Source organism: Labilibaculum manganireducens (genome assembly GCF_002843385.1).
Lineage (GTDB): Bacteria > Bacteroidota > Bacteroidia > Bacteroidales > Marinifilaceae > Labilibaculum > Labilibaculum manganireducens.
Window position 1 is genome coordinate 39,094 of the sequence record NZ_MVDE01000006.1, and the last position, 22,301, is coordinate 61,394.

The following is a 22,301-nucleotide window of genomic DNA, read 5'->3' on the forward strand; positions in this document are numbered from 1 at the left end:
AAAATGAAATTAAAAAAACAGATTAAAAGGCCGTTGATATTTATATCACTCTTCATTCTACCTTATTTTTCGATCTTCGCTCAGAATAATTTTGTGATTGATGTAAAGAATGTTGGTGCAGAAATACAGCCTGAAATGTACGGCGTGTTTTTCGAAGATATCAACTTTGGTGCCGATGGTGGATTGTATGCAGAGTTGATTAAAAATCGTTCTTTCGAGTTTGATCATCCCTTTTTAGGGTGGACTCCTTTTGGTGATGTAAAAGTTCAGCAGGAATCGCCTTGTTTCGATAAAAATCCAAATTATGTCCGTTTTAACGAAAAAGGCCTTAGAACTGGTACCGGACTCGAAAATAATGGTTTCACAGGCATTGGATTTCATCAGTATGATGAATATTTGTTTTCATTTTATGCGAGATCAATTAGCAATGATGAAAATAAATTTAAGGTAGAATTACTAAATGCCGGCAATGCTGCAATTGGAACCAGTGAAATTTTAGTACAAGGAAGTGACTGGAAAAAATATACATGTACAATAAAAGCTAAGGAAACAGAAGCAAAAGGTAAAATCCGATTCATTTTGGAAACCGCAGGAACAGTTGATGTTGACCACATTTCTCTATTTCCGAAAGAAACATGGAAAGGCAGGAAAAATGGATTGCGCAAGGATCTTGCTCAGGCATTGTATGACTTGCACCCGGGTGTTTTACGTTTTCCAGGTGGATGTATTGTCGAGGGAAATACCTTAAAAACCCGTTATCAATGGAAAAATAGTGTTGGTCCGGCTGAGAACAGACCTTTGAATATCAACAGGTGGTTTTATACTTTCAAATATCATTTCTTTCCGGATTACTATCAAAGTTATGGTTTAGGCTTTTTTGAATACTTTTTGCTTAGCGAGGATATTGGAGCAGAACCTTTGCCTGTATTAAGCTGCGGTTTGGCTTGTCAGTACGAAAGTAAAGAGTGCGTTGCGGTTGACAGCCTTGATTCATATATTCAGGATGCGGTTGATTTAATTGAATTTGCCAATGGGGAAGTTAGTACTAAATGGGGAAAAGTGCGGGCAGAAATGGGACATCCCGAACCTTTTAATTTGAAAATGATTGCTATTGGTAATGAGCAATGGGGAGAAGTGTATGTAGAGCGACTGGAGAAATTTGTGAAAGTAATACGGGAAAAGCATCCTGAAATTAAAATTGTCGGCGGTTCCGGTCCTTCTTCTGATGGCAAGCAGTTTGAATACCTGTGGCCAAAAATGAAAGAATTAAAAGTTGATCTTGTTGATGAGCATTATTACAAAAATCCTGAATGGTTTTATAAGAATGCAAAGAGATATGATACATATGACCGAAAAGGGCCAAAAGTTTTTGCCGGCGAATATGCAGCACACGATAAGGATAAGGCAAATAATTTGCGTGCAGCATTGGCTGAAGCGGCATTCATGACAGGGTTGGAGCGAAATGCTGATATCGTTCACATGGCAACTTATGCTCCGTTATTCGCTCATGTTGATGCCTGGCAATGGCGTCCGGATATGATCTGGTTCGATAATCTTACTTCTGTTTGCACTCCAAATTATTACGTTCAAAAAATGTATGCTAAAAATGCTGGAACAAACGTGCTTTCAATAAAATCGAAGGATGAAAACATTACAGGACAAGATAGTTTGTATGCAAGTGCCGTATTGGATCATGAAAACTCAGAGATAATCGTTAAAGTGGTAAATATATCTTCTGTTAATCATGAAATAAATATCAAACTGGATGGATTAAAAAAATCCTTTGAAGACAAAGAGGTGAAGATAACTTGTCTGCATTCAAATAATCCTGACTTACAAAATACATTGGCAGCTCCTTTGGCAATTGTACCGGGAAATTATTCCATTAGCTCTGAAAAAAACAGCTTTAAACTTTTGGCAGCGGGCAATGCTTTTTACGTGTGCCGTCTAAAAATTAAATAATAAATCTAAACTTGAAATATATGTTTTCAAAACCAAAAAAGCACATGATATTAATTTCCGGACTCTGTTTTTTTGTATTCAGTGTCTTGTTTGGCTGCAGCTCTGATAAAGCAGGAAATGATACCAGTGCCTATTTATTCGCCTATTTTACAGGCAATGCTCCCGGCGAAGAAGCCATTCATTTTGCAGTAAGCGAAGATGGTTATCACTATCGGGCTCTCAATAACAATCAGGCTGTAATTGATTCAAAACAAATCAGTACTTCGGGTGGTGTGCGCGATCCTCATATTTTGCGCGGAGAGGATGGAAAAACATTTTACATGGTAGCCACCGACTTATTTGTACCGGAACAGGGTTGGAATAATTATGCGATGATTTTGTTGAAATCAACAGATCTAATTCATTGGGAAAGTTCTGTTGTAAACATTCCCGAGACTTTCAAGAATGAGTTTTCCGATGTGAATCGTGTGTGGGCACCGCAAACAATCTACGACGAAGCCACTAAAAAATACATGGTTTATTTTTCAATGAAGCAGGGAGATGATCCTGATAAAATCTATTATGCATACGCAAATGCTGATTTTTCGGGACTCGAATCAGCACCTGAACAACTTTATTTTCCGCCGGAAGAAAGCAATACAAAAGCTTGTATTGATGGTGATATCGTCTTTTTCAACGGGAAGTATCATTTGTTTCATAAAGCCGAAGATGGCGACCCTGGCATTAAATTGGCCGTTTCAGATCAATTAACAGAAGGTTATCAGCTGGTTAGCGATAAAAGAATGGATTGTGAAACCAGTCCTGTGGAAGGAAGTGGGATTTTCAAATTAAATAACTGCAACGACTGGATTCTGATGTACGACCTTTATACCAAAGGTGGTTATCAATTTACGAGAAGTACTGATTTAGAGAGTTTCACTGTAATCGATCAGGATATTTCGATGAATTTTCACCCAAGACATGGTACGGTGATGCCAATTACTGATAAAGAATTAAAATTACTGGTATCAACTTACAGCAATTACGACGATTTACTGGTTGATGCCAGTTCTCCTTTACTAAAGAAGAACAATGTCTGCTTTAAAGCTCAGGATAAGACAATTTATCTTCCTGTAAAAACCGGAGCAGACATGAATCATTTCGATCCGGAATTCAAAACCTTTTCAGGAATTTCTTATAGTCCCAAAGGGGCACAGGATTTCTCGAAAGGATCGGTGAAATACACGTTTAAAATTGATGGAAAAGAAAGTCAAAACTTCGAGGTATCGGTTTCGGAAGATCACAACCCTGTTTTGGAAGGTTACAAAGCCGATCCTGACATTCTGTATTCTGAGAAAACCGGCAAATATTACATATACCCAACCAGCGATGGTTTCAATAACTGGTCGGGTTATAAATTCAGTGTGTTTTCATCCGATAATTTAGTTGACTGGACCGACGAAGGTGTTATTATTGACCTAAAAAAAGATGTTAGCTGGGCCAATAGAAATGCCTGGGCACCCTGTATTGTCGAAAAGAAAATCGACGGACAGTACAAGTATTTCTATTATTTTACTGCAGCACAAAAAATAGGTGTGGCTGTGGCCGATAACCCTACGGGGCCGTTTGTTGACAGTGGAAAAGCATTGATTGATAAAAAGCCAAAAGGAATTACAAATGGGCAGGAAATTGATCCCGATGTATTTACCGATCCTAAAACCGGCAAAAGTTACCTGTATTGGGGGAATGGTTATATGGCCGCAGCCGAATTGAATGATGATATGGTTTCTATCAACGAAAAAACCACAAAATTGATGAATGTTGATAACACTTATCGTGAAGGCAGCTATGTAATTTACCGCAATGGAATCTACTATTTTATGTGGTCGGAAGATGATACCCGAAGTCCGAATTACAAAGTGCGCTATGCCACTTCAGATTCGCCGGTGGGAAAATTGACGATTCCAGAAAATAACATTGTAATCCGACAAGATAAAGATCAGGAGATTTATGCCACAGGACACAATTCAGCCATTCAAATTCCTGGCAAAGACGAATGGTATTTGGTATATCATCGTTTTACCCGTCCAAAAGGAATTACAATGGGAAGAGCCGGTGGATTTCACCGCGAAGTGTGTATTGATAAATTGGAATTTGATGCCGGTGGAAGTATAAAAGAAGTAAAGCCAACTCTTTCAGGTATCGATGCTCTTAATTAAGAATGGATTGCTGAGTGTTTAATTATCAAATACTGTACACAATGAAAAAATTATTTTTATATACGATCCTTTTGTTCACATTCTTACTGAATGCTTGTTCGCCCCCAAAAAATGAAGGAACATTTGAAGTTGGAGATAAAACATTTCTGCTTAACGGGAAACCATTTGTTGTTAAGGCTGCCGAAATGCACTATCCACGCATTCCGAAAGAATATTGGGAGCAACGCATCAAGATGAGTAAGGCTTTAGGCATGAATACAATTTGCCTGTATGTTTTCTGGAACATTCATGAACCTGAAGAAGGCAAATACGATTTTACCGGAAATAATGATGTGGCAGAATTTTGTCGTTTGGCTCAAAAGAACGGGATGTATGTGATTGTTCGTCCCGGACCCTATGTGTGTGCCGAATGGGAAATGGGTGGTTTGCCCTGGTGGTTGCTAAAGAAAAAGGATATTAAGCTGCGAGAGCAGGATCCTTATTTTATGGAAAAGGCAAAACTATTTATAAACGAAGTAGGAAAGCAGCTGGCCGACCTCCAGATTACCAAAGGAGGAAATATATTAATGGTACAGGTTGAAAATGAGTATGGTTCTTTTGGTACAAATAAGCCCTATATTCAAGATATTCGCGATATCGTAAAAGGTGCAGGATTTAATGATGTCCCATTATTTCAGTGCGATTGGAGTTCCAATTTCCAGAACAATGCATTGGATGATTTGCTGTGGACTGTTAATTTTGGGACGGGAGCCAATATCAATGAACAGTTTAAAAAACTGAAAGAACTTCGTCCTAATACACCTCTTATGTGCAGTGAATTTTGGTCAGGCTGGTTTGATCATTGGGGAGCAAAACATGAAACCCGAAGTGCAGCCGATTTGGTGAACGGAATGCAGGATATGTTGGATCAGAATATCTCGTTTAGTTTATATATGACTCATGGCGGAACCAGTTTCGGACATTGGAGCGGTGCCAACTTTCCTAATTTCTCGCCAACTTGTACCTCGTACGATTACGATGCGCCAATTAGCGAATCGGGAAGAACAACACCCAAATATTTCGAAGTTAGAAAATTACTGGAAAAATATTTGCCTGAAGGTGAGTCGCTAAGTGAAATTCCCGATTCAATACCAACCATTAGCATACCAGTTTTTGAATTGGATGAAACAGTTCTCTTGTTCGACAATCTTCCCGAAGCAAAAATGAGTGAAGACATTAAATCGATGGAGTTTTTTGATCAGGGATGGGGAAGTATTTTATACCGGACCAAGCTTGAAAAATCGGATAAACAGCAATCTTTAGTGATAACTGAAGCTCATGACTGGACACAAGTTTTTATCGATGGTGAAAAAATAGCAACTCTCAGCCGGCTAAGAGGAGAAAATACAATTCTATTGCCTCCTGTAAAAGAAGGTGCTGTTCTTGATATTTTAGTTGAGGCCATGGGAAGGCAGAATTTTGGCAAAGGGATTTACGACTGGAAAGGGATCACCGGGAAGGTTGAAATAAAATCGGATAAGGAAGTAAAGGCACTAAAAAACTGGCAGGTATATAGTATTCCTTCCGATTACAGTTTTGCTAAAAACAAGCATTATACCAAGCTGACAAATTCTGAAAAACAACCTGCTTTTTATAAAGGAAGGTTTGTGGTTGATAAAAAAGGAGACACTTTTTTGGATATGAGCAACTGGAGCAAGGGCTTGGCCTGGGTGAATGGTCACGCCATTGGCCGCTATTGGGAAATTGGCCCGCAGCAAACACTTTACGTTCCGGGATGTTGGTTAAAAGAAGGTGAAAATGAAGTGATTGTTTTCGATTTGGCATCGCCCACAGAAGCTAAAACCGAAGGATTGCGCCACCCAATATTAGATGTTTTAAAAGGAAATGGAGCTTATGCTTCGCGTAAACCTGGAGAAACTCTTGATTTAACCAATGAGACGCCGAATTATAAAGCTTCATTTACAAAAGGAAATGGTTGGCAGCATATTAATTTTAATAAACAAGCGAACACCCGCTACTTCTGTTTGGAAGCCTTAAATTCCTTTGGAGGAGATAGTTTTGCTGCCATTGCCGAACTGGAAATTCTTGGTGAAGATGGCAAACCCTTATCGCGGCAGCATTGGAAAGTAATATACGCCGACAGTGAAGAATTAGATGTGGCCAATAATACGGCAAGCAATGTATTCGATTTACAGGAATCAACCATATGGCATACGAATTACTCAACAACCAAAGCAGGCTTTCCACATCAGATTGTAATTGATTTGGGTGAAGAAAAGCTTGTTACAGGCTTTTGGTATTTACCGCGTGCCGAAGAGGGAAAACCGGGTATGATAAAAGATTATAAAGTGTATTTAAAGCAAACGAGGTTTAAATTATAAAAGCAGAAAAAACACAAGATTAAGAAATGTAAAAACCATTATTCCTTAGCTGGAATAATGGTTTTGTTTTTTCTTGTGTAAATGGAGAATACCGATTAGTATTTTCCCGAACAGTCTCGGAGAAGACAGTTCAAAGCATTTTGAGGTGCTCCTTTGCAAAAAAAAATGACTTCAAAATGCTTTGACGTTCTACTGAGCGAAAAGGGAGGTGCGCAAAATGCTTTGACGTTCTACTGAGCGAAAAGGGAGGTGCGCAAAATGCTTTGAAGTACTCCTTTGCAAAAAAAGAGGTGCTCAAAATGCTTTGAGGTGCTCTTTTGCAAAAAAGAAGGTGCTCAAAGTGCTTTGAGGTGCTCCTGAGCTAAAAAACCGGACTTCAAAGCGATCAGTTCAGGCTGTGTTTATTATTCTGTTTCAGAACCGTTTTACATGCTAATATTTTTTTGAATCTCAAGTTCAACAAATGGCCTTTAGTCTTAGCTTTAAAGCTAGATGATATAATGCAGAATGTTGAGCAGTGCCGTGGATGAGCTTGCGAATTTATGATTCAAACAAAGCAACAATCGGTATTACTGTTTTTTTTGAAATTCGCTTGGTGTAATGTTGAACTCCGCTTTAAAACAGGATGCAAAATATTTTGGATCAGAAAACCCTACGGAATATGCTACTTCGGAAATGCTAATGTGACCTGATTTTAGCATTTTGGAGGCATGCTTTAGTTTAATGTTACGAATAAATTCAATAGGCGATAATCCTGTAATTGTTTTAATTTTCCTGTATAGTGTTGATTTTGACAGGTTAAGTTGCCCGGCAAAAGAGTTGATGTCAAACTCTGTTTCCGTTAAGTTTTTTTCAATAATGAGAATGGCATTTTTTAAAAATTGTTCATCCATTGACGGATAATCCAATGAAGAGATATTTATTTCTTGATTAGATTTAAAATCTTGCTGCTGCTGTTTCTTTTGCAAAGTGAAATTCTGGATTCTCGCCTGCAGTACATTTATTTCAAAAGGTTTGGAGATGTAGGCATTTGCTCCGGCATTATAACACTCAATACGATCATCTATGCTGTTTTTTGCAGTAAGAAGAATAATCGAAATATGATTTGTTTCTATATTGTTTTTTAGTGTTCGGCACAACTCGAGGCCATCCATTTCCGGCATCATTACATCACTAATAATTATATCTATATCCGTTGATTTTACAAGCTCAATAGCTTCCAAACCATTTTGGGCCGTCAATACATTATAAGATTTGAGCAAGCGTTTTTGAATTATTTCAAGTAATTCAACATTGTCTTCAACCACCAGGATGTTTATGTTGCTGATTTTTGAAGATATTTCCGGATCTTCCTGAGGATTATCATCTATATTATTTAAATCTAAACTTTGTGCTTCCGGATATATTTCTTCAATTGTATAACTTTTTTTATCAATAGGAATCTCTACGCAAAATGTGGAACCTTTTTTAGGAAAACTATTTACGGATATTTTCCCATGATGAAGTTCTGCTAAATCTTTTGTTAGAGATAAGCCAATCCCATTTGTTTCGCTTACATCAGTTGTTTTGTTATTATAAAACCGTTGAAAGATATGTTCAATGTCTTCGGGTTGAATTCCTATGCCTGTATCTGATACTTTAATCGAAATAAATTCTGTGTTGTCTTTGATGAGAAGATTAAGCTCAACAATAATTTTTCCATCTCTAGGGGTATATTTAAAAGCATTTGACAGAAGATTAAACAGGATTTTATCCATTTTATCGGCATCAAAATAGGCGCTTATTTCTTGAGGTGTTGAATTCAATTCAAATAGAATATTTTTTTTATCAAACATTGGGATAAAGTGGTTGTAACAGATATCATTTATAAAGGATGAAATGTCCGCCTTTGCAACACGTAATTCCATTTTACCACCTTCCACTTTTCTGTAATCAAGTATTTGCTGAAGTAATCTTTTGAGTCTGATAATGTTCGATCGTATAATTCCAAATTCGGGCATGTTTTTTTGAACCGTCGTTTCAATGTCGTCTATCAAACAATTAATTATCGTTAAGGGTGTTAATAGGTCATGAGAAATATTTGTGAAGTATTTTAGTTTTGTTTGGGTAATTTCCTCTGATTTGCTTTTCTCTATTTGGGTGATTTTCACTTCATTTTTTAATTTGCTTCTGCCTAGAATAATTTTGAAAAGCAGGAATATTCCTAGAGTGAATAGTGAAAAATAGAAGAGATATGCAGTGTTTGTTTCATAGTATGCCGGTTTACGGTAAATTGTAAGTTTGGTGATATTATTGCTCCACAGATTATGAGCATCAGTAGCTTTAATACAGAAAGTATAATGTCCTTTTTTTAATTGATTGTAAACCGCAAATTGTCTGTCGTTTTTAGCGTAAATCCAATCGTTATCTACTCCTTCCAATTTATAGGCATACTTTATTTTTTTTGCGTTTATGTAATCGAGAGTAGAGAAATAAATTTCAATGTTTTTATCCTCAGGACTTAAAACAAGAGAATTATTCTTGAAATCGAATTTAACTTCACTGTTCTGGCTAAGGATTGATTTGTTCTGTATTTTTATATCAGTAATTTTTGTTTGTACTTTAGCCAAGGGAGAGTTTAATTTTTCTGAAGGAATAAAACGCGAGTATCCTCTGTTTCCTCCTATGTATATATATTTTGAATCAGTTGTTTTACAGAATGATCCTTTTAGATGTGAATTGATTTGAACTCCATCAGAGGCTGAATAGACAAAATAGGCATTGTTTTTAGGATTAAATTCTATTATTCTTTTATAGGTAGTAATCCAAATATTATTGTATTTGTCTGAAATAATATCCAAAATAGCCTCTCCTTTTAATCCGCAATTTACAGTTCTGTTTGTAAACGATTTATCAGTAGTATTGTATGCAATTAAACTACCTTCTTTAGTACCAATCCAAATATTTTCACTAAGGTCTGCGGTAATGGATTGAATATGGTCACTCAATAACTTACTTTGAATGTTTTCGATTTCTAAATTGGAAATTTCATCTTCTGTTACTATTTGCGGGATAGCTATTTTATATATTCCTTTGGCAGAGCTTATCCATAAGTTGTCATTTGTATCCTGTGTTAGTGTGTTTATTGAACCGATCTTCTTATTTATCAGAAATATATTCTCAGATCCTCTTGGTTGAACAAACAGAACATTATTGGTACCGATCCAGATATTAGACTTATTATCTTCAAAAATATGATTTATCAGACCGGTGTTTTCAGATATACTATTTAGAAAGATTTCCTTTAAGGAAGTAATATCAGATCCCTTTTTTTTAATTTTTACAATTTTCGTGTTTAGATCATTGGTGATCCATATTTCATTGCGACTTGAAAGATAGGTGATGCTATTTGTTTTGAGTAATTCCGGTATGTTTTTTAATTTTTCGAATTCGGTAAAATATCTAATTGTTTTTGTTTCCGGTGAATATATAAATAGACCTAACCTATTTTGATTGACCCAAATATCCTTATCGTTATCAATACATAATGAGGTGAAAGAGGGTGCTATGTTGTTTTTGGTATTAAGAACATCTATTGGGAAATTACTAATTGCAGGTTTGTCAAAATCAATTTTAAACACCCCTTCGCTAAAGGCTCCAATCCATAAACTACCATCTCTGTCTTTTATTATTTCGCTAAAAATATTGTTGGTGTTTTTAAGTAATTCTTGTGTGTTAACAGGAATAAGATCACCTGATTTGTCATACCTAAATGTACTTAATCCAGACAAAGACATTGACCAAATATATTCAACATTATCGTCCTGAGTAAAGCTAAAGAAGGTTTCTTCCTCCTCAGAATAATTCGTCTTAGGAATTGTTATTTGTGTATACAAATTATCATTTTTTGCATTAGGGGTAAATTTATACAAGCCATCATTCCAGGTACCTATCCAGTAATTATTCTGATTATCCTGAAATATTTTAAATGGATTGTTTGTACGTCCAATTTTAGGGTATTGGATAAACCGATCACTTTCCGTATCATATTTATGTAATCCTTTTTCCCATAGCGTTAACCAGATATTATGATATGAATCTTCAAAAAGTTTATTAATTCCGCCATTAGGAATTGATTTGGAGTCATTCTGATTGTGCGTATATCTTTTTTTTCTTGAAAAATCAGGATTGTATCTGTACACAGCATTTGATGCTCCAACCCAAATGGTACTATCACTGCCAATTAATATATCACGAATTGCCATCGATTGTAATATACTATCAGGATGAGTTTTAATTTGATAGGTGTTTCTGTTTAGAATACTTAAACCTTCATTCGTTCCTATCCAAAGGTTATCGTTGTTGTCTTCAGCAATGCAGGAAATCTCGTTACTGGCAAATAAGTTTGGAGAATAAATATCTGACCTGAAAATTTTTATTCTATTGCCATCATACCTGCACAATCCTTCGGGAGTTCCAAACCAAATATACCCTTCGCTATCCTGAAAAATTCGATGAACAGAATTTGAGGGTAATTGATCCATTATTGGCAGTTGAGAGACTGAAATATTCTGCGATTTCACATGATTGTTTGAAGCATATAATAATATCAGGAATGATAATGTTAGTATTTTAAATTTCATGGCTGGGTTTATTTTACTCTTATGAATAAGCGATATGTAATCTATGGAACTTTTCTTCTCTGTTAATTAATGTCAAATTCCCCTGATCAAATATTAAGATGCTGTTACGATACGGGAAATTAGAGGTGAAGTATATTTTAATTAAAAATTGATAATACGATTCTTATCTGGTTTTCTAAGGTGAATAATCATTCAAAAAGGATTAAATATCTGTCTTTTTACATCTGAAAGCCTTTGAAATTAAGCCTTGAATGAATTCTCCCCCATTCGGAATGATCTTTCAACTTTTATCCTGACAAAGATAGACATATTTGTAATGTTAATTTTTCCTAAAAAATATAGTTAGTTTAAATATGAGGCGAATTGCACTTATTATTATATCTCTTTGTTTGTTTGAGAATATTGTATTTTCATCGAATTATTATATTGATTCCCACAGCGGAAACGATTTAAATAAAGGGGTGAATATTTCGAAACCCTGGCGTAGTTTAAAAAATGTAAATCTTTTAAAATTTAATGCTGGTGATTCCATTCTTTTCAAAAGAGGTTCCGTTTTTAACGGGCAGTTGGTTCTTAATTTGGAAGGGGAAAAAGGGGCATTAATTGTGGTTGGAGCTTATGGAGATATATCGCTTCCTTTCCCCCAAATTAATGGAGCCGGTAATAAAAAATATACACTGTTATTAAGTAACCCAGCCTATTGTAAAGTATCTCAGCTTGAAATAACAAATAACGGAGAAAATAGAGCAGCAGGCAGAGTGGGTGTTTATATAAAAGCTGAAGATTCTGGTGAGCGTTTTGATGTAACATTAGATGATTTGGTAATTAGAGATGTAAATGGAAGTTTAGTGAAAGAAGAAGGTGCTGGAGGGGGTATTTTCTGGGAGAATAAAGGTTCTAAAGTAAAATCAAGATTTGTAGGACTAACAATACAAAATTGCCATATCATAAATTGTGGAAGGAATGGTATTTATTCCGGGGGGTATGCTGGTCGGGATAAATGGTATCCCAATTTGAAAATTCTTATATCACACAACCTGATTGAAAGTGTACCCGGTGATGGAATTGTACCTATCGGATGTGATGGTGCTGTAATAGAATATAATGTGATGCGAAATTGTCCTGACATTTTATCGCCAAATGAAGCGGCAGCAGGTATTTGGCCATGGAGTTGCGATAACACGATTATCCAGTATAACGAAGTAAGTGAGCATAATGCCAAATGGGATGGACAAGGATTCGATTCAGATTACAATTGTCACAATACTATTATTCAATATAATTATAGTCATGATAATGCGGGTGGATTTCTATTAGTGTGTAATGATGGAAATTCTCTTGGGAAGAGCTGGAACAAAGGCACTCTTAATTCGACTGTTCGTTATAATATTAGCGTAAATGACGGAATAAGAAATTACCCGACCAAACAAAGTGGATGGTTTACGCCAGTTGTGCATATCACAGGGCCTGTTAAAAATACAATGATCTCTAACAACTTGATTGTACAATATCCAAAAGAAAATGATTCCATTGATTCTCGGATATTAAAAATGGGAGATTGGGGGAATAAATGGCCGGAAAATACTCAATTTAAAAACAATATATTTTACGCTGACAGTGGCTTAAAAAGCAAATTTGACTTTGGTGGAGATATTAACACTTCCTTCATCGGGAACTCATTTTTGGGAGATTTTGAAAACCAACCTCAAGGAACAGATCTTACTATTTCAAAAAAAAATATCTGTGAAATATTGCAAGCCAAATCTATAGAAGCGAAAATTTCGAGATTAAAGAAATTATTTGATGAGCCGGAACAAGAATACCAATCTTTTCATCCTGGCGAATTATGGTTAGATGATCAAGGAAATCATATCAATGCACATGGAGGAGGTATTCTGTATTATCAAGGAAAATATTATTGGTTTGGAGAACACAAGAGTGCGAATACCAGTCAGGCATTGGTTGGGGTAAGGTGTTATTCTTCCGGTGATCTGTATCATTGGAAAAATGAGGGTGTAGCTTTACCTGTTGATGAAAATAACAAATTAAGTCCAATTGCAAAAGGGTGTACCATTGAACGCCCTAAAGTAATTTATAATGCTGTCACAGAGCAGTTTGTTATGTATTTCCATCTGGAATTAAAAGGGCAAGGTTATCGTGCTGCGCAAGTAGGAATAGCAGTAAGTGATGATGTGAAGGGACCTTATAAATTTGTGAAATCATTAAGACCAAATGCTGGTATATGGCCTGTAAATATGAATCAAGATCAACGGACATCAAGTTTGACGGCTGATGATTTTAAAGAATGGTGGACTCCCGAATGGCGTGCAGCTATTGTAGATGGCCTGTTTGTGCGACGGGACTTTGAGGGGGGACAGATGTCGAGGGATATGACATTGTTTGTAGATGATGATGGAAAAGCATATCATATCTATTCTTCGGAAGATAATTTAACCATTCATATTGCAGAGCTAACTAATGATTATTTGAATTATACAGGTAAGTATGTTCGTTTATTTCCTGGCGGGCATAATGAAGCACCTGCTTTATTTAAAAAAGAGGGTAAATATTATTTAATCACATCCGGATGTACAGGATGGGCGCCTAATGCAGCACGTTCAGCTGTAGCTTCATCCATTTGGGGAGCGTGGGAAACCCTTGGGAATCCCTGTCGTGGAGAAGGGGCGGAGTTGACTTTTTCATCGCAAAGCACCTGTGTATTTCCTGTATATGGAGAAAAAAAATCATTCGTTTTTATGGCTGACAGATGGAATCCTAAGAATCACTTGGATGGTCGTTATGTTTGGTTGCCAATTTCGTTTGAGAACGGGAAGCCAATCATTAAATGGGCAAAAGAATGGGATAAATATGTTTTTGACTAAACTGGAAATGAGAACTGTGGGTGTTTTTGTTGCTGGTTTTAAAATAGTTGAATAAATAATTTACTAAGTAAAAATTTTAATTTATGGAAAAACGATTTACAAGGTATTGGTTTCCTTTGGGAAGCAGTACAAAAACCTTGTTGCGATTAACGTTGACTAATCTTTTTGTTTTTGCAACAATGCTTACCGGAAGGGCGGATGATCATAATCCCCAAGGTGAGGGGTATCAGCTGTTATCTGATAATAACAAACCCTCTCTGTATGAAAATTCGTCGCTGGAAGTTCAGAAAAAAAAGGAGATTGAAGGATCTGTTAAAGACAAGAGTGGAATGGGATTACCTGGTGTTAATGTATTTGTTAAAGGTACATTCATTGGTGTAACCACTGATATTAACGGTCATTATGCTATAAGTGTTCCTGCAGAAGCCGAGCTTTTGGTTTATTCTTTTGTGGGCATGCTTGAAAAGGAGATGGCTATTGGAAACAAGCTTACGATTGATGTTGTTATGGAAGAATCAAGCATTGATCTGGATGAGGTGGTTGCCATTGCCTATGGTTCGCAAAAAAAGACCACAATTACTGGAGCTGTGTCTACAGTTTCAGGAGAGCAATTATTAAAAACTCCAACAGGATCTTTGTCTAATGCATTATCTGGTTCGGTAACAGGATTGTCATCGGTACAATATTCCGGAGAACCGGGAGCGGATGATGCTGAGATTTATATTAGAGGTGTAACGACATTGAACAATTCGTCTCCTTTGATTCAGGTGGATGGTGTTGAACGTGAGTTTTCTCAGTTAGATCCGAATGAAATAGAAAGCATTACTATTTTAAAAGATGCTTCGGCAACGGCTGTTTTTGGTGTGCGTGGAGCCAATGGTGTTATATTAATTACTACCAAACGAGGAAAAGAAGGAAAGGCTAAAATATCTTTTTCATCTTCTACTGGTTATCAAATGCCCACAAAATTGCTTGAATTTGCAGACAGTTATGAATATGCAAGTTATTATAATGAAGCGCAGGCTAATGATGGTGTGAGCGCTGGTAGTTATAAATTTCAGCCTGATGTTCTGGAAGCTTTCAAAACACATTCTGATCCAATACTATATCCGGATGTAGATTGGCTTGATCAATTATTAAAGAAGGGAGCAATTCAAACTCAGCATAATGTAAATATCTCTGGAGGAGCTGAGAAAATAAGATATTTTGTGTCTCTGGGAGCCTTTACACAAGAAGGTTTATTTAAGACTTTTGATTCGGGTTACGATTTTAATTTTGATTTCAAACGTTATAATTACCGTGCTAACCTTGATTATGATATTTCAGAAAGCACTTTGTTAACTCTAAATTTAGGTGGTCGTATAGAAGATAAAAACACTCCGATTTCTAACGAAGATCAGAATCAGTTATTTCGTCAGCTTTATTGGGCAACTCCTTTCGGTGGTGCAGGTATAATTGATGGAAAAAGGGTTGTGACAAATACTGATTATTTGCCGGATGCCGGTAGTGATGGACTTTCTCCTTACTATGGAAAAGGATATAATGCTAAATCAACTAATGTGCTTAATGTTGATTTGGCTTTAAAGCAGAAGCTTGATTTTGTTACAGAAGGCTTATATTTTAAAGTTAAGGGTTCCTATAACAGCACATTTTATCATACAAAAACCAGAAGTTCATCCACTCCTTTTTATACTCCGGTTAAGACAAGTGATGGGGGAATTGAATATAAGAAAAGTGGGGATGATGCAGAGCTTAATTATGGTGAAAGTTTTGATAAAGGACGTAATTGGTATGCTGAAGCAAGTGTAAACTACGATCGTAAATATGGAAAGCACACTATTGGCGCTCTTGCTTTGTACACTCAATCTAAAAAATATTATCCAAAACAATATACCGATATTCCATCAGGTTATGTAGGAATGGTTGGTCGTATAACATATGATTGGAGTACCCGCTATATGGCAGAGTTTAATGTTGGATACAATGGATCCGAAAATTTTGCACGTGCTAAGCGATATGGATTCTTTCCTGCTGGATCTTTAGCTTGGGTTGTATCTGAAGAAAACTTCATGAAGGAATTTAAAAATGTCATTAATTACATGAAATTGAGAGGTTCATATGGAGTTGTAGGTAATGATAAATACTATGTAGGAGATACGCAGCAACGATTTATGTACATTCCTGATTCCTATGTGCTTGGTGGAAGTGGGTATAATTTTGGAACAAATGTAGGTTCAAATCAACCAGGAGCCTATGAAAGTTCAAAATCGAATAAAGATGTAACATGGGAAAAAGCTTACAAGCAAAATTATGGTATTGATTTGGCATTCTTAAAAGAGCGTTTTAAAGTATCTGTAGATGTATTTAGTGAGCACCGAGAAGATATTTTAGTGAAGTCTGAAACGACACCTAATATTGTAGGCGTTTCTTTGCCAGTTATAAATATGGGGGTAGTTGATAGTCATGGTTATGAAATTGCCTTGAAATGGAATGATGACATAGGCGAAAATTTTAAATATTGGGTGAACATGAACCTCTCATTTGCAAAAAATAAAATTATTGAAAAGGGAGAAGTTAAGCCCAATGAAGATTATATGAGGCAAACCGGCAGACCCGTGGGATCTAATATCATTCGTAAATTTTGGGGTTTCTATGATGAAACAGCTAATGACCGGTATAAAGCTCAATATGGGCAGGATATTGCTGTACACGCAGGAGGTTTAGAGCCGGGAGATGTTGTTTATGTTGATTTAAATAAAGACGGAACAATTGATTCGGATGATGTAACAAAAGCTGGTTATACCAATAATCCGGAGTATGTGGCAGGTATGAATCTTGGCTTTTCATGGAAGAACCTGGATTTTAGTATGCAGTGGACTGGAGCTTGGAATACTTCACGCTTACTTCAGGAAACATTTCGTAATCCGATGGGAGATACGAATACAAAAGGTTTGTTATCGTATCAATACAAACAGCGTTGGACTCCTGAAACAGCTTCAACAGCAAAATTACCACGTGCTACTCTTGCTCATAAAACAAATAATTATCAAAGTTCTGATTTGTTTTTAGTTGACGCCAGCTACCTGCGGTTGAAAAATATTGAAATAGGCTATAAGTTAAATCTTCCGGTGTTTCAAAGAGCTGGTATAGACAATTGCCGCTTATATCTTAGTGGTTATAACTTACTTACATTTTCAAAATTTAAGTTAGGTGATCCGGAATCAAAAACGAGTTCCCGACCAGCGTATCCATTAACAAGGGTGATAAATCTAGGATTGAAATTGGCTTTTTAATTCTTTAATGTATACTACTATGAAAAATATAAAATTATTACTTGTGTCATTTGTAATTGGCACATTAACAGTTGTTTCATGTGTTGATGATGTAACAGTTGGAGATGACTTTTTAGAAAAGCAACCAGGTGTTGATGTTACTCAGGATACGATATTTAGTAATGCAGAATATTCACGACGCTTTTTGTGGAATACATATAGTAAACTGTATTATGGACTGCCGGTTTATTGGAATAGTATTGATAATAAAATGAACATGGGAATGTTCGAAACTTTGTCTGACTGTTGGCATAGCCATTTAAGTTGGGATGGAGTCAATAGGAGCTATTATTCGGGAAGTTATAGTGCTGGTACCGAAGAGTCGAGTGATGCTACCCGATTTGGTTTCACAAAAGAGGAGGTATGGGAAGCTGTTCGTCAGGCTTGGTTATTTATTGAAAATGTGGATAATGTACCTGATATGGAAACGGATGAAAAAGAAAGGTTGAAAGCCGAAGCAAAAGTAATTATTGCATCAAGATATTTTGACTTGTTTCGTCACTATGGAGGTTTACCTATTGTTGATCATGCATTTGAAGTTAGCAGCGATGAAGCAGCTTATTATACCAAACGTGCTACTGTGGATTCCACAGTTCTGTTTATGACTGGATTGTTGGATGAAGCAGCAAAAGTTTTGCCATGGTCGTTAGATGCTGAAGATATCTCAAATTGGGATGGTCGTTTTACATCAGCATCCGCAATGGGTTTAAAATGTAAAGTTTTGTTATTTGCGGCCAGTCCTTTGTTTAATGATAGTGAGCCTTATTGTACTGAAGGAACCCAAGATGCAGTAACCAATCTGCAAGTTTGGTATGGAGGATATAAATCGGAGTTATGGGATGAATGTTTGTCTGCTTGTACCAGCTTTTTTCAGGAGCTAAGCCATAATGGAGTTTATTCTTTAGCACAGGCATCAGGAACTGATGTTGATGATTATCGAGAGGCTTTCCGATCTGCTTATTTTACACGGGGAAGTGGCAGTAATAACCCTGAAATGTTAATATCAACACGCATACGTTATACCTATGGTAACAATAACCAATGGGATTATTACTTCCCGCAATCTTGCCAAAATGGAGCTTTTACTCCAACACAGGAATTTATAGAAATGTTTCCTATGGCAGATGGAACTGCTTTCAATTGGACTGATCATGTATCAGATATGTTTACAAATAGAGACCCCCGCTTGTATGAAACTGTTTTGGTCAATGGGGCTAAATATCAAGGACGTCAAGCAGAATTGTGGGTAGGTGGTCGTGAAGCTCAGCAAAATCCGGCGCAAGAAACCGGACAATATGCTACCGGTTATGCAAATTTCAAATACGTACTTGATTTTTCAGATAACTTAAATGAGCCAACTCTTTGGCCATACCTACGTTTATCGGAATTATATCTAACATATGCGGAAGCGTTAATGAAAACCGGAAATTTTGCGGAAGCGATTGCTAAAGTGGATGAAGTTAGAGCCCGGGTTGGACTAAAAGGATTGGTAGAATCAAATCCTGATAAGAATATGTTTAGCGAAAATGTGCTAATGGAAGAAATTCTTAGAGAACGGGCTTGTGAATTAGGTTTAGAAGATGTGCGTCTTTTTGATATGACCCGTAATAAAAGGGCGGATCTTTTTTCCAAGCAACTTCATGGTTTAAGAATTTATAGAGCTGACGGAATAGAAGATTCATGGTCTGATAAAAATGCAGCTACAAGAGGCGATCGTCCAAGCGAGTTTACCTATGAAGTTTTTGAACTAACAAATGCAACCCGATCTTGGTGGACAAGTTTTTCTCCAAAATGGTACTTGTCAGCTTTTCCTCCCGTAGAAGTGAATAAAGATTATGGGTTAACACAAAATCCAGGATGGTGATAAATCAAAACTGCACATTAAAAAAGATGATTATGCGAATACAATATAGATATATCATACTGACCTTGTTTGTGTTTTTGACTATGAAAGGATGGTCGCAAACAGGAGACACAACAGGAAAAATTATTGATCGGAATGGAAATCCAGTTTCAGGAGCTGTTGTTTCCATCGAAAGTAATCCGGAAAATAAAGTATATACAAATGCTAATGGTGAGTTTAGTATTTTTGCTCCCGATTCAGCTGCTTTGGTTGTTCAAACCTCAAAAAATGACTTTAAAAAGGTTTCTGCTAAAAAAGGGGAATCTATAACAATACAGATGGATTTTTTCTCTGAAGCAGTAGAATTGGGGTATGGAATTCATCAAACAATTGGGGAGTCTACTGGAGCTGTTTCGTTAACCACTCATGAGCAAGTAAATAAGCGTTCTGCGTTTAGTGTTTCCAATGCATTATATGGTAATGCACTGGGACTAACAGCGATGCAAAATAGCGGAGCTGTTTGGGATACAGGAGCTACTCTGTCAATCAGGGGCTTACAGACCTTATCAAATAATGGTATTTTAGTTGTGGTTGATGGAATAGAGCGAGATATTCAATACGTTGTACCCGAGGAGGTTGAATCGGTATCGGTATTGCGTGATGCTGCAGCTGTTGCATTGTATGGCTATAAAGGTATTAATGGAGTCCTTTCAATTACCACTTTGCGAGGTAAATACCAGACCAGCGAAATAAATGTTAGTTATGATCATGCCTTTAACTGGCAGTCACGCCTGCCAAAGTTTGCAGACTCATATACATATGCAAGTGCCGTAAATGAAGCATTGAGCAACGATGGTAAATCAGCTCGGTATTCTGAAAATGAACTTGGCGCTTTTAAAAGTGGAGAATATCCAAATTTGTATCCGAATATTGATTGGATGGACGAAGTGTTTCGCGAGAACGGTTGTTCAAATATGTATAATGTGAATTTTCGTGGAGGTGGTAAAAAAGTACGCTATTTTACTATGCTTAACTTGCAGGGAAATCAGGGGTTTATTGATAATTCTGATGTAAACGATGGATATTCCACTCAAATGAAGTATTCAAAAGGTAATATTCGAACCAATTTAGATATTGATGTAAGTTCAACAACCACTGTTCAGGTTAATCTCATGGGAGTGTTAAATGAATTTTCACGTCCCGGGCTGGGATCTGATAATTTAATATCCAAGTTATATACAACTCCATCTGCAGCTTTTCCAATAAAAACAAGTGATGGAATATGGGGCGGAAGTGAAACTTGGGGAGAAAATATGAACCCTGTTGCATTAACTCAAGCTCGTGGATACTCTAAAGGACACACTCGTTCGTTATATGCCGATGTAAAATTAACGCAGGATCTTAATTCAATTACAGAGGGTTTAAGTGCTTCGTTGCGTGCAGGATATGATAATGTTGCGGCTTATTGGGAAGGACACACTAAAAATTATGCCTATGCCAGCGAGAATGTCGCCAGTTGGGTAGACGGTAAACCATCTGATATTTCTACTTATTCTGCAGGAGCCGATAGTGGTATTGAGTTTGGGAGCAAATTAGATTGGCAGGATCGTCATTCAAACTTGTTTGCAAATGTAGATTACCAAAAGGAATCAGGAAAAAATAAGTTTTTTTCGTCTTTAATGTATTCGTATGAGCATCATGTGAAAAATAGTCAAAACCATACTTATTATCGTCAAAATGTTGCGGGATACATACATTACGTTTACAACAATCGTTATGTGGCTGATCTTACTTTGGCAACTTCAGGTTCTAATAAATTGGCTCCCGGCGAAAAATGGGGATTTTCACCAACAGTTTCTGCAGCATGGATTATCTCAAATGAGAATTTTATGAAAAATGTAAAGCCTGTTGATTTTCTTAAATTAAGAGCTTCCTGGGGTGTTATAAATACCGATTATATTCCAACTGAAGATTACTGGAAGCAAACTTTTGGCAGCGGTGGCTCATATCCTTTAGGAGGAAGTTATTCAGATTATGGTGGTATGTGGGAAGGACGTTTAGCTTCAACGAACACCAGTCGTGAAAAAGCGATAAAATATAATTTAGGTCTGGATGCCGGAATATTAAACGGTGTGGTTATTACAGCTGATGCTTACTTTGAAAAAAGAAAGGATATTTGGGTATCGGCCGGAGGTGCAAATTCTGCTGTTCTGGGAATATCATCGCCTTATACAAATGCTGGTATTGTTGATAGTTGGGGACTGGAAACCGGATTAAATTATAATAAACAATTGGGTGATTTTAAAATATCTTTGGGCGGTAAATTTACTTTAGCTAAAAATAAAGTAAAGGAAATGCTTGAGGAGCCAAAAGCCTATGAATATCTGAGACAGACAGGAAAATCTGTCGATCAGATTTTTGGACTTCAGGCTATAGGATTCTTTGTCGATCAGGCAGATATTGCTAATAGTCCGGCTCAACAATTTAATGAAGTAAAACCCGGGGATATTAAGTTTAAAGATCAAAATAATGATGGCGTAATTAATGACTACGATAATGTGGCGATGGGCTATAATACAAGCGTTCCTGAAATTTATTATTCTTTCGATTTGGGTTTTGAATGGAAAGGTTTAGGTCTTAGTGCTACTTTTCAAGGGGTAGAGCGATATACAGCAATATTGAATACACAAAGTGTGTATAGGCCATTGGTTGATAATACGACTATTTCAGAGCATTATTATAATAATCGCTGGACACCGGAAAATCCATCCGCAAAGTATCCTCGCCTGACAACAGAAAGCAATGACAACAACTTTCAAACTAACTCAGTATGGCTCGCAGATGCATCTTTTCTAAAACTAAGAAACTGTGAAATTTACTATAAATTGGCTGAAACCTATCTTTCAAAACTGAGACTGAAATCAGCTAAATTTTATGTCCGTGGTATTGATTTGCTCTGCATTGATAATATCAATTTGTCAGACCCTGAATCTGTAGGAGTGGCATACCCGATGACTCGTTCAATAAATGTAGGTTTAGCCATTGGGTTTTAATAATTCATTATTTAAATTTTTTCGAATT

General features: G+C 36.5%; 8 protein-coding genes. 7 read left to right on the top strand and 1 reads right to left on the bottom strand.

Going from position 1 to position 22,301, the window contains the following annotated elements; genetic code table 11:
- Nucleotides 1–3 precede the first annotated feature (3 nt).
- From BZG01_RS05870 to BZG01_RS05880, 3 genes are read left to right on the top strand one after another with little or no spacing between them, the layout of a single operon-like run.
- Nucleotides 4–1,962: an alpha-L-arabinofuranosidase C-terminal domain-containing protein gene (locus BZG01_RS05870; protein ID WP_101308903.1), complete on the top strand. Its 1,959-nt coding sequence runs from the start codon at nt 4–6 to the stop codon at nt 1,960–1,962.
- A 44-nt stretch (nt 1,963–2,006) separates the two neighbouring features.
- Nucleotides 2,007–4,160 carry a glycoside hydrolase family 43 protein gene (locus BZG01_RS05875; RefSeq protein ID WP_101308987.1) on the top strand — a complete coding sequence of 718 codons (2,154 nt, stop codon included), beginning with the start codon at nt 2,007–2,009 and terminating at the stop codon, nt 4,158–4,160.
- A 41-nt stretch (nt 4,161–4,201) separates the two neighbouring features.
- Nucleotides 4,202–6,541: a beta-galactosidase gene (locus BZG01_RS05880; RefSeq protein WP_101308904.1), complete on the top strand. Its 2,340-nt coding sequence runs from the start codon at nt 4,202–4,204 to the stop codon at nt 6,539–6,541.
- A gap of 569 nt (nt 6,542–7,110) precedes the next feature.
- Here the strand turns inward: BZG01_RS05880 and BZG01_RS05885 are convergent.
- Nucleotides 7,111–11,163 (bottom strand): hybrid sensor histidine kinase/response regulator transcription factor, encoded by a 4,053-nt coding sequence (locus BZG01_RS05885; RefSeq protein WP_101308905.1) that lies wholly within the window; start codon nt 11,161–11,163, stop codon nt 7,111–7,113.
- Between the two features lie 353 nt (nt 11,164–11,516).
- On the opposite strand from BZG01_RS05885, the gene BZG01_RS05890 reads away from it, so the two are divergent.
- The 4 genes from BZG01_RS05890 (at nt 11,517) to BZG01_RS05905 (ending at nt 22,273) form a co-directional block, all read left to right on the top strand.
- Nucleotides 11,517–14,045 (top strand): family 43 glycosylhydrolase, encoded by a 2,529-nt coding sequence (locus tag BZG01_RS05890; RefSeq protein WP_101308906.1) that lies wholly within the window; start codon nt 11,517–11,519, stop codon nt 14,043–14,045.
- Nucleotides 14,046–14,128: 83 nt separating this feature from the next.
- Nucleotides 14,129–17,338: a SusC/RagA family TonB-linked outer membrane protein gene (locus tag BZG01_RS05895; protein ID WP_218973018.1), complete on the top strand. Its 3,210-nt coding sequence runs from the start codon at nt 14,129–14,131 to the stop codon at nt 17,336–17,338.
- Nucleotides 17,339–17,357: 19 nt separating this feature from the next.
- Nucleotides 17,358–19,241 carry a RagB/SusD family nutrient uptake outer membrane protein gene (locus BZG01_RS05900; RefSeq protein WP_101308907.1) on the top strand — a complete coding sequence of 628 codons (1,884 nt, stop codon included), beginning with the start codon at nt 17,358–17,360 and terminating at the stop codon, nt 19,239–19,241.
- A gap of 32 nt (nt 19,242–19,273) precedes the next feature.
- Nucleotides 19,274–22,273: a SusC/RagA family TonB-linked outer membrane protein gene (locus tag BZG01_RS05905; protein WP_101308989.1), complete on the top strand. Its 3,000-nt coding sequence runs from the start codon at nt 19,274–19,276 to the stop codon at nt 22,271–22,273.
- Nucleotides 22,274–22,301 lie beyond the last annotated feature (28 nt).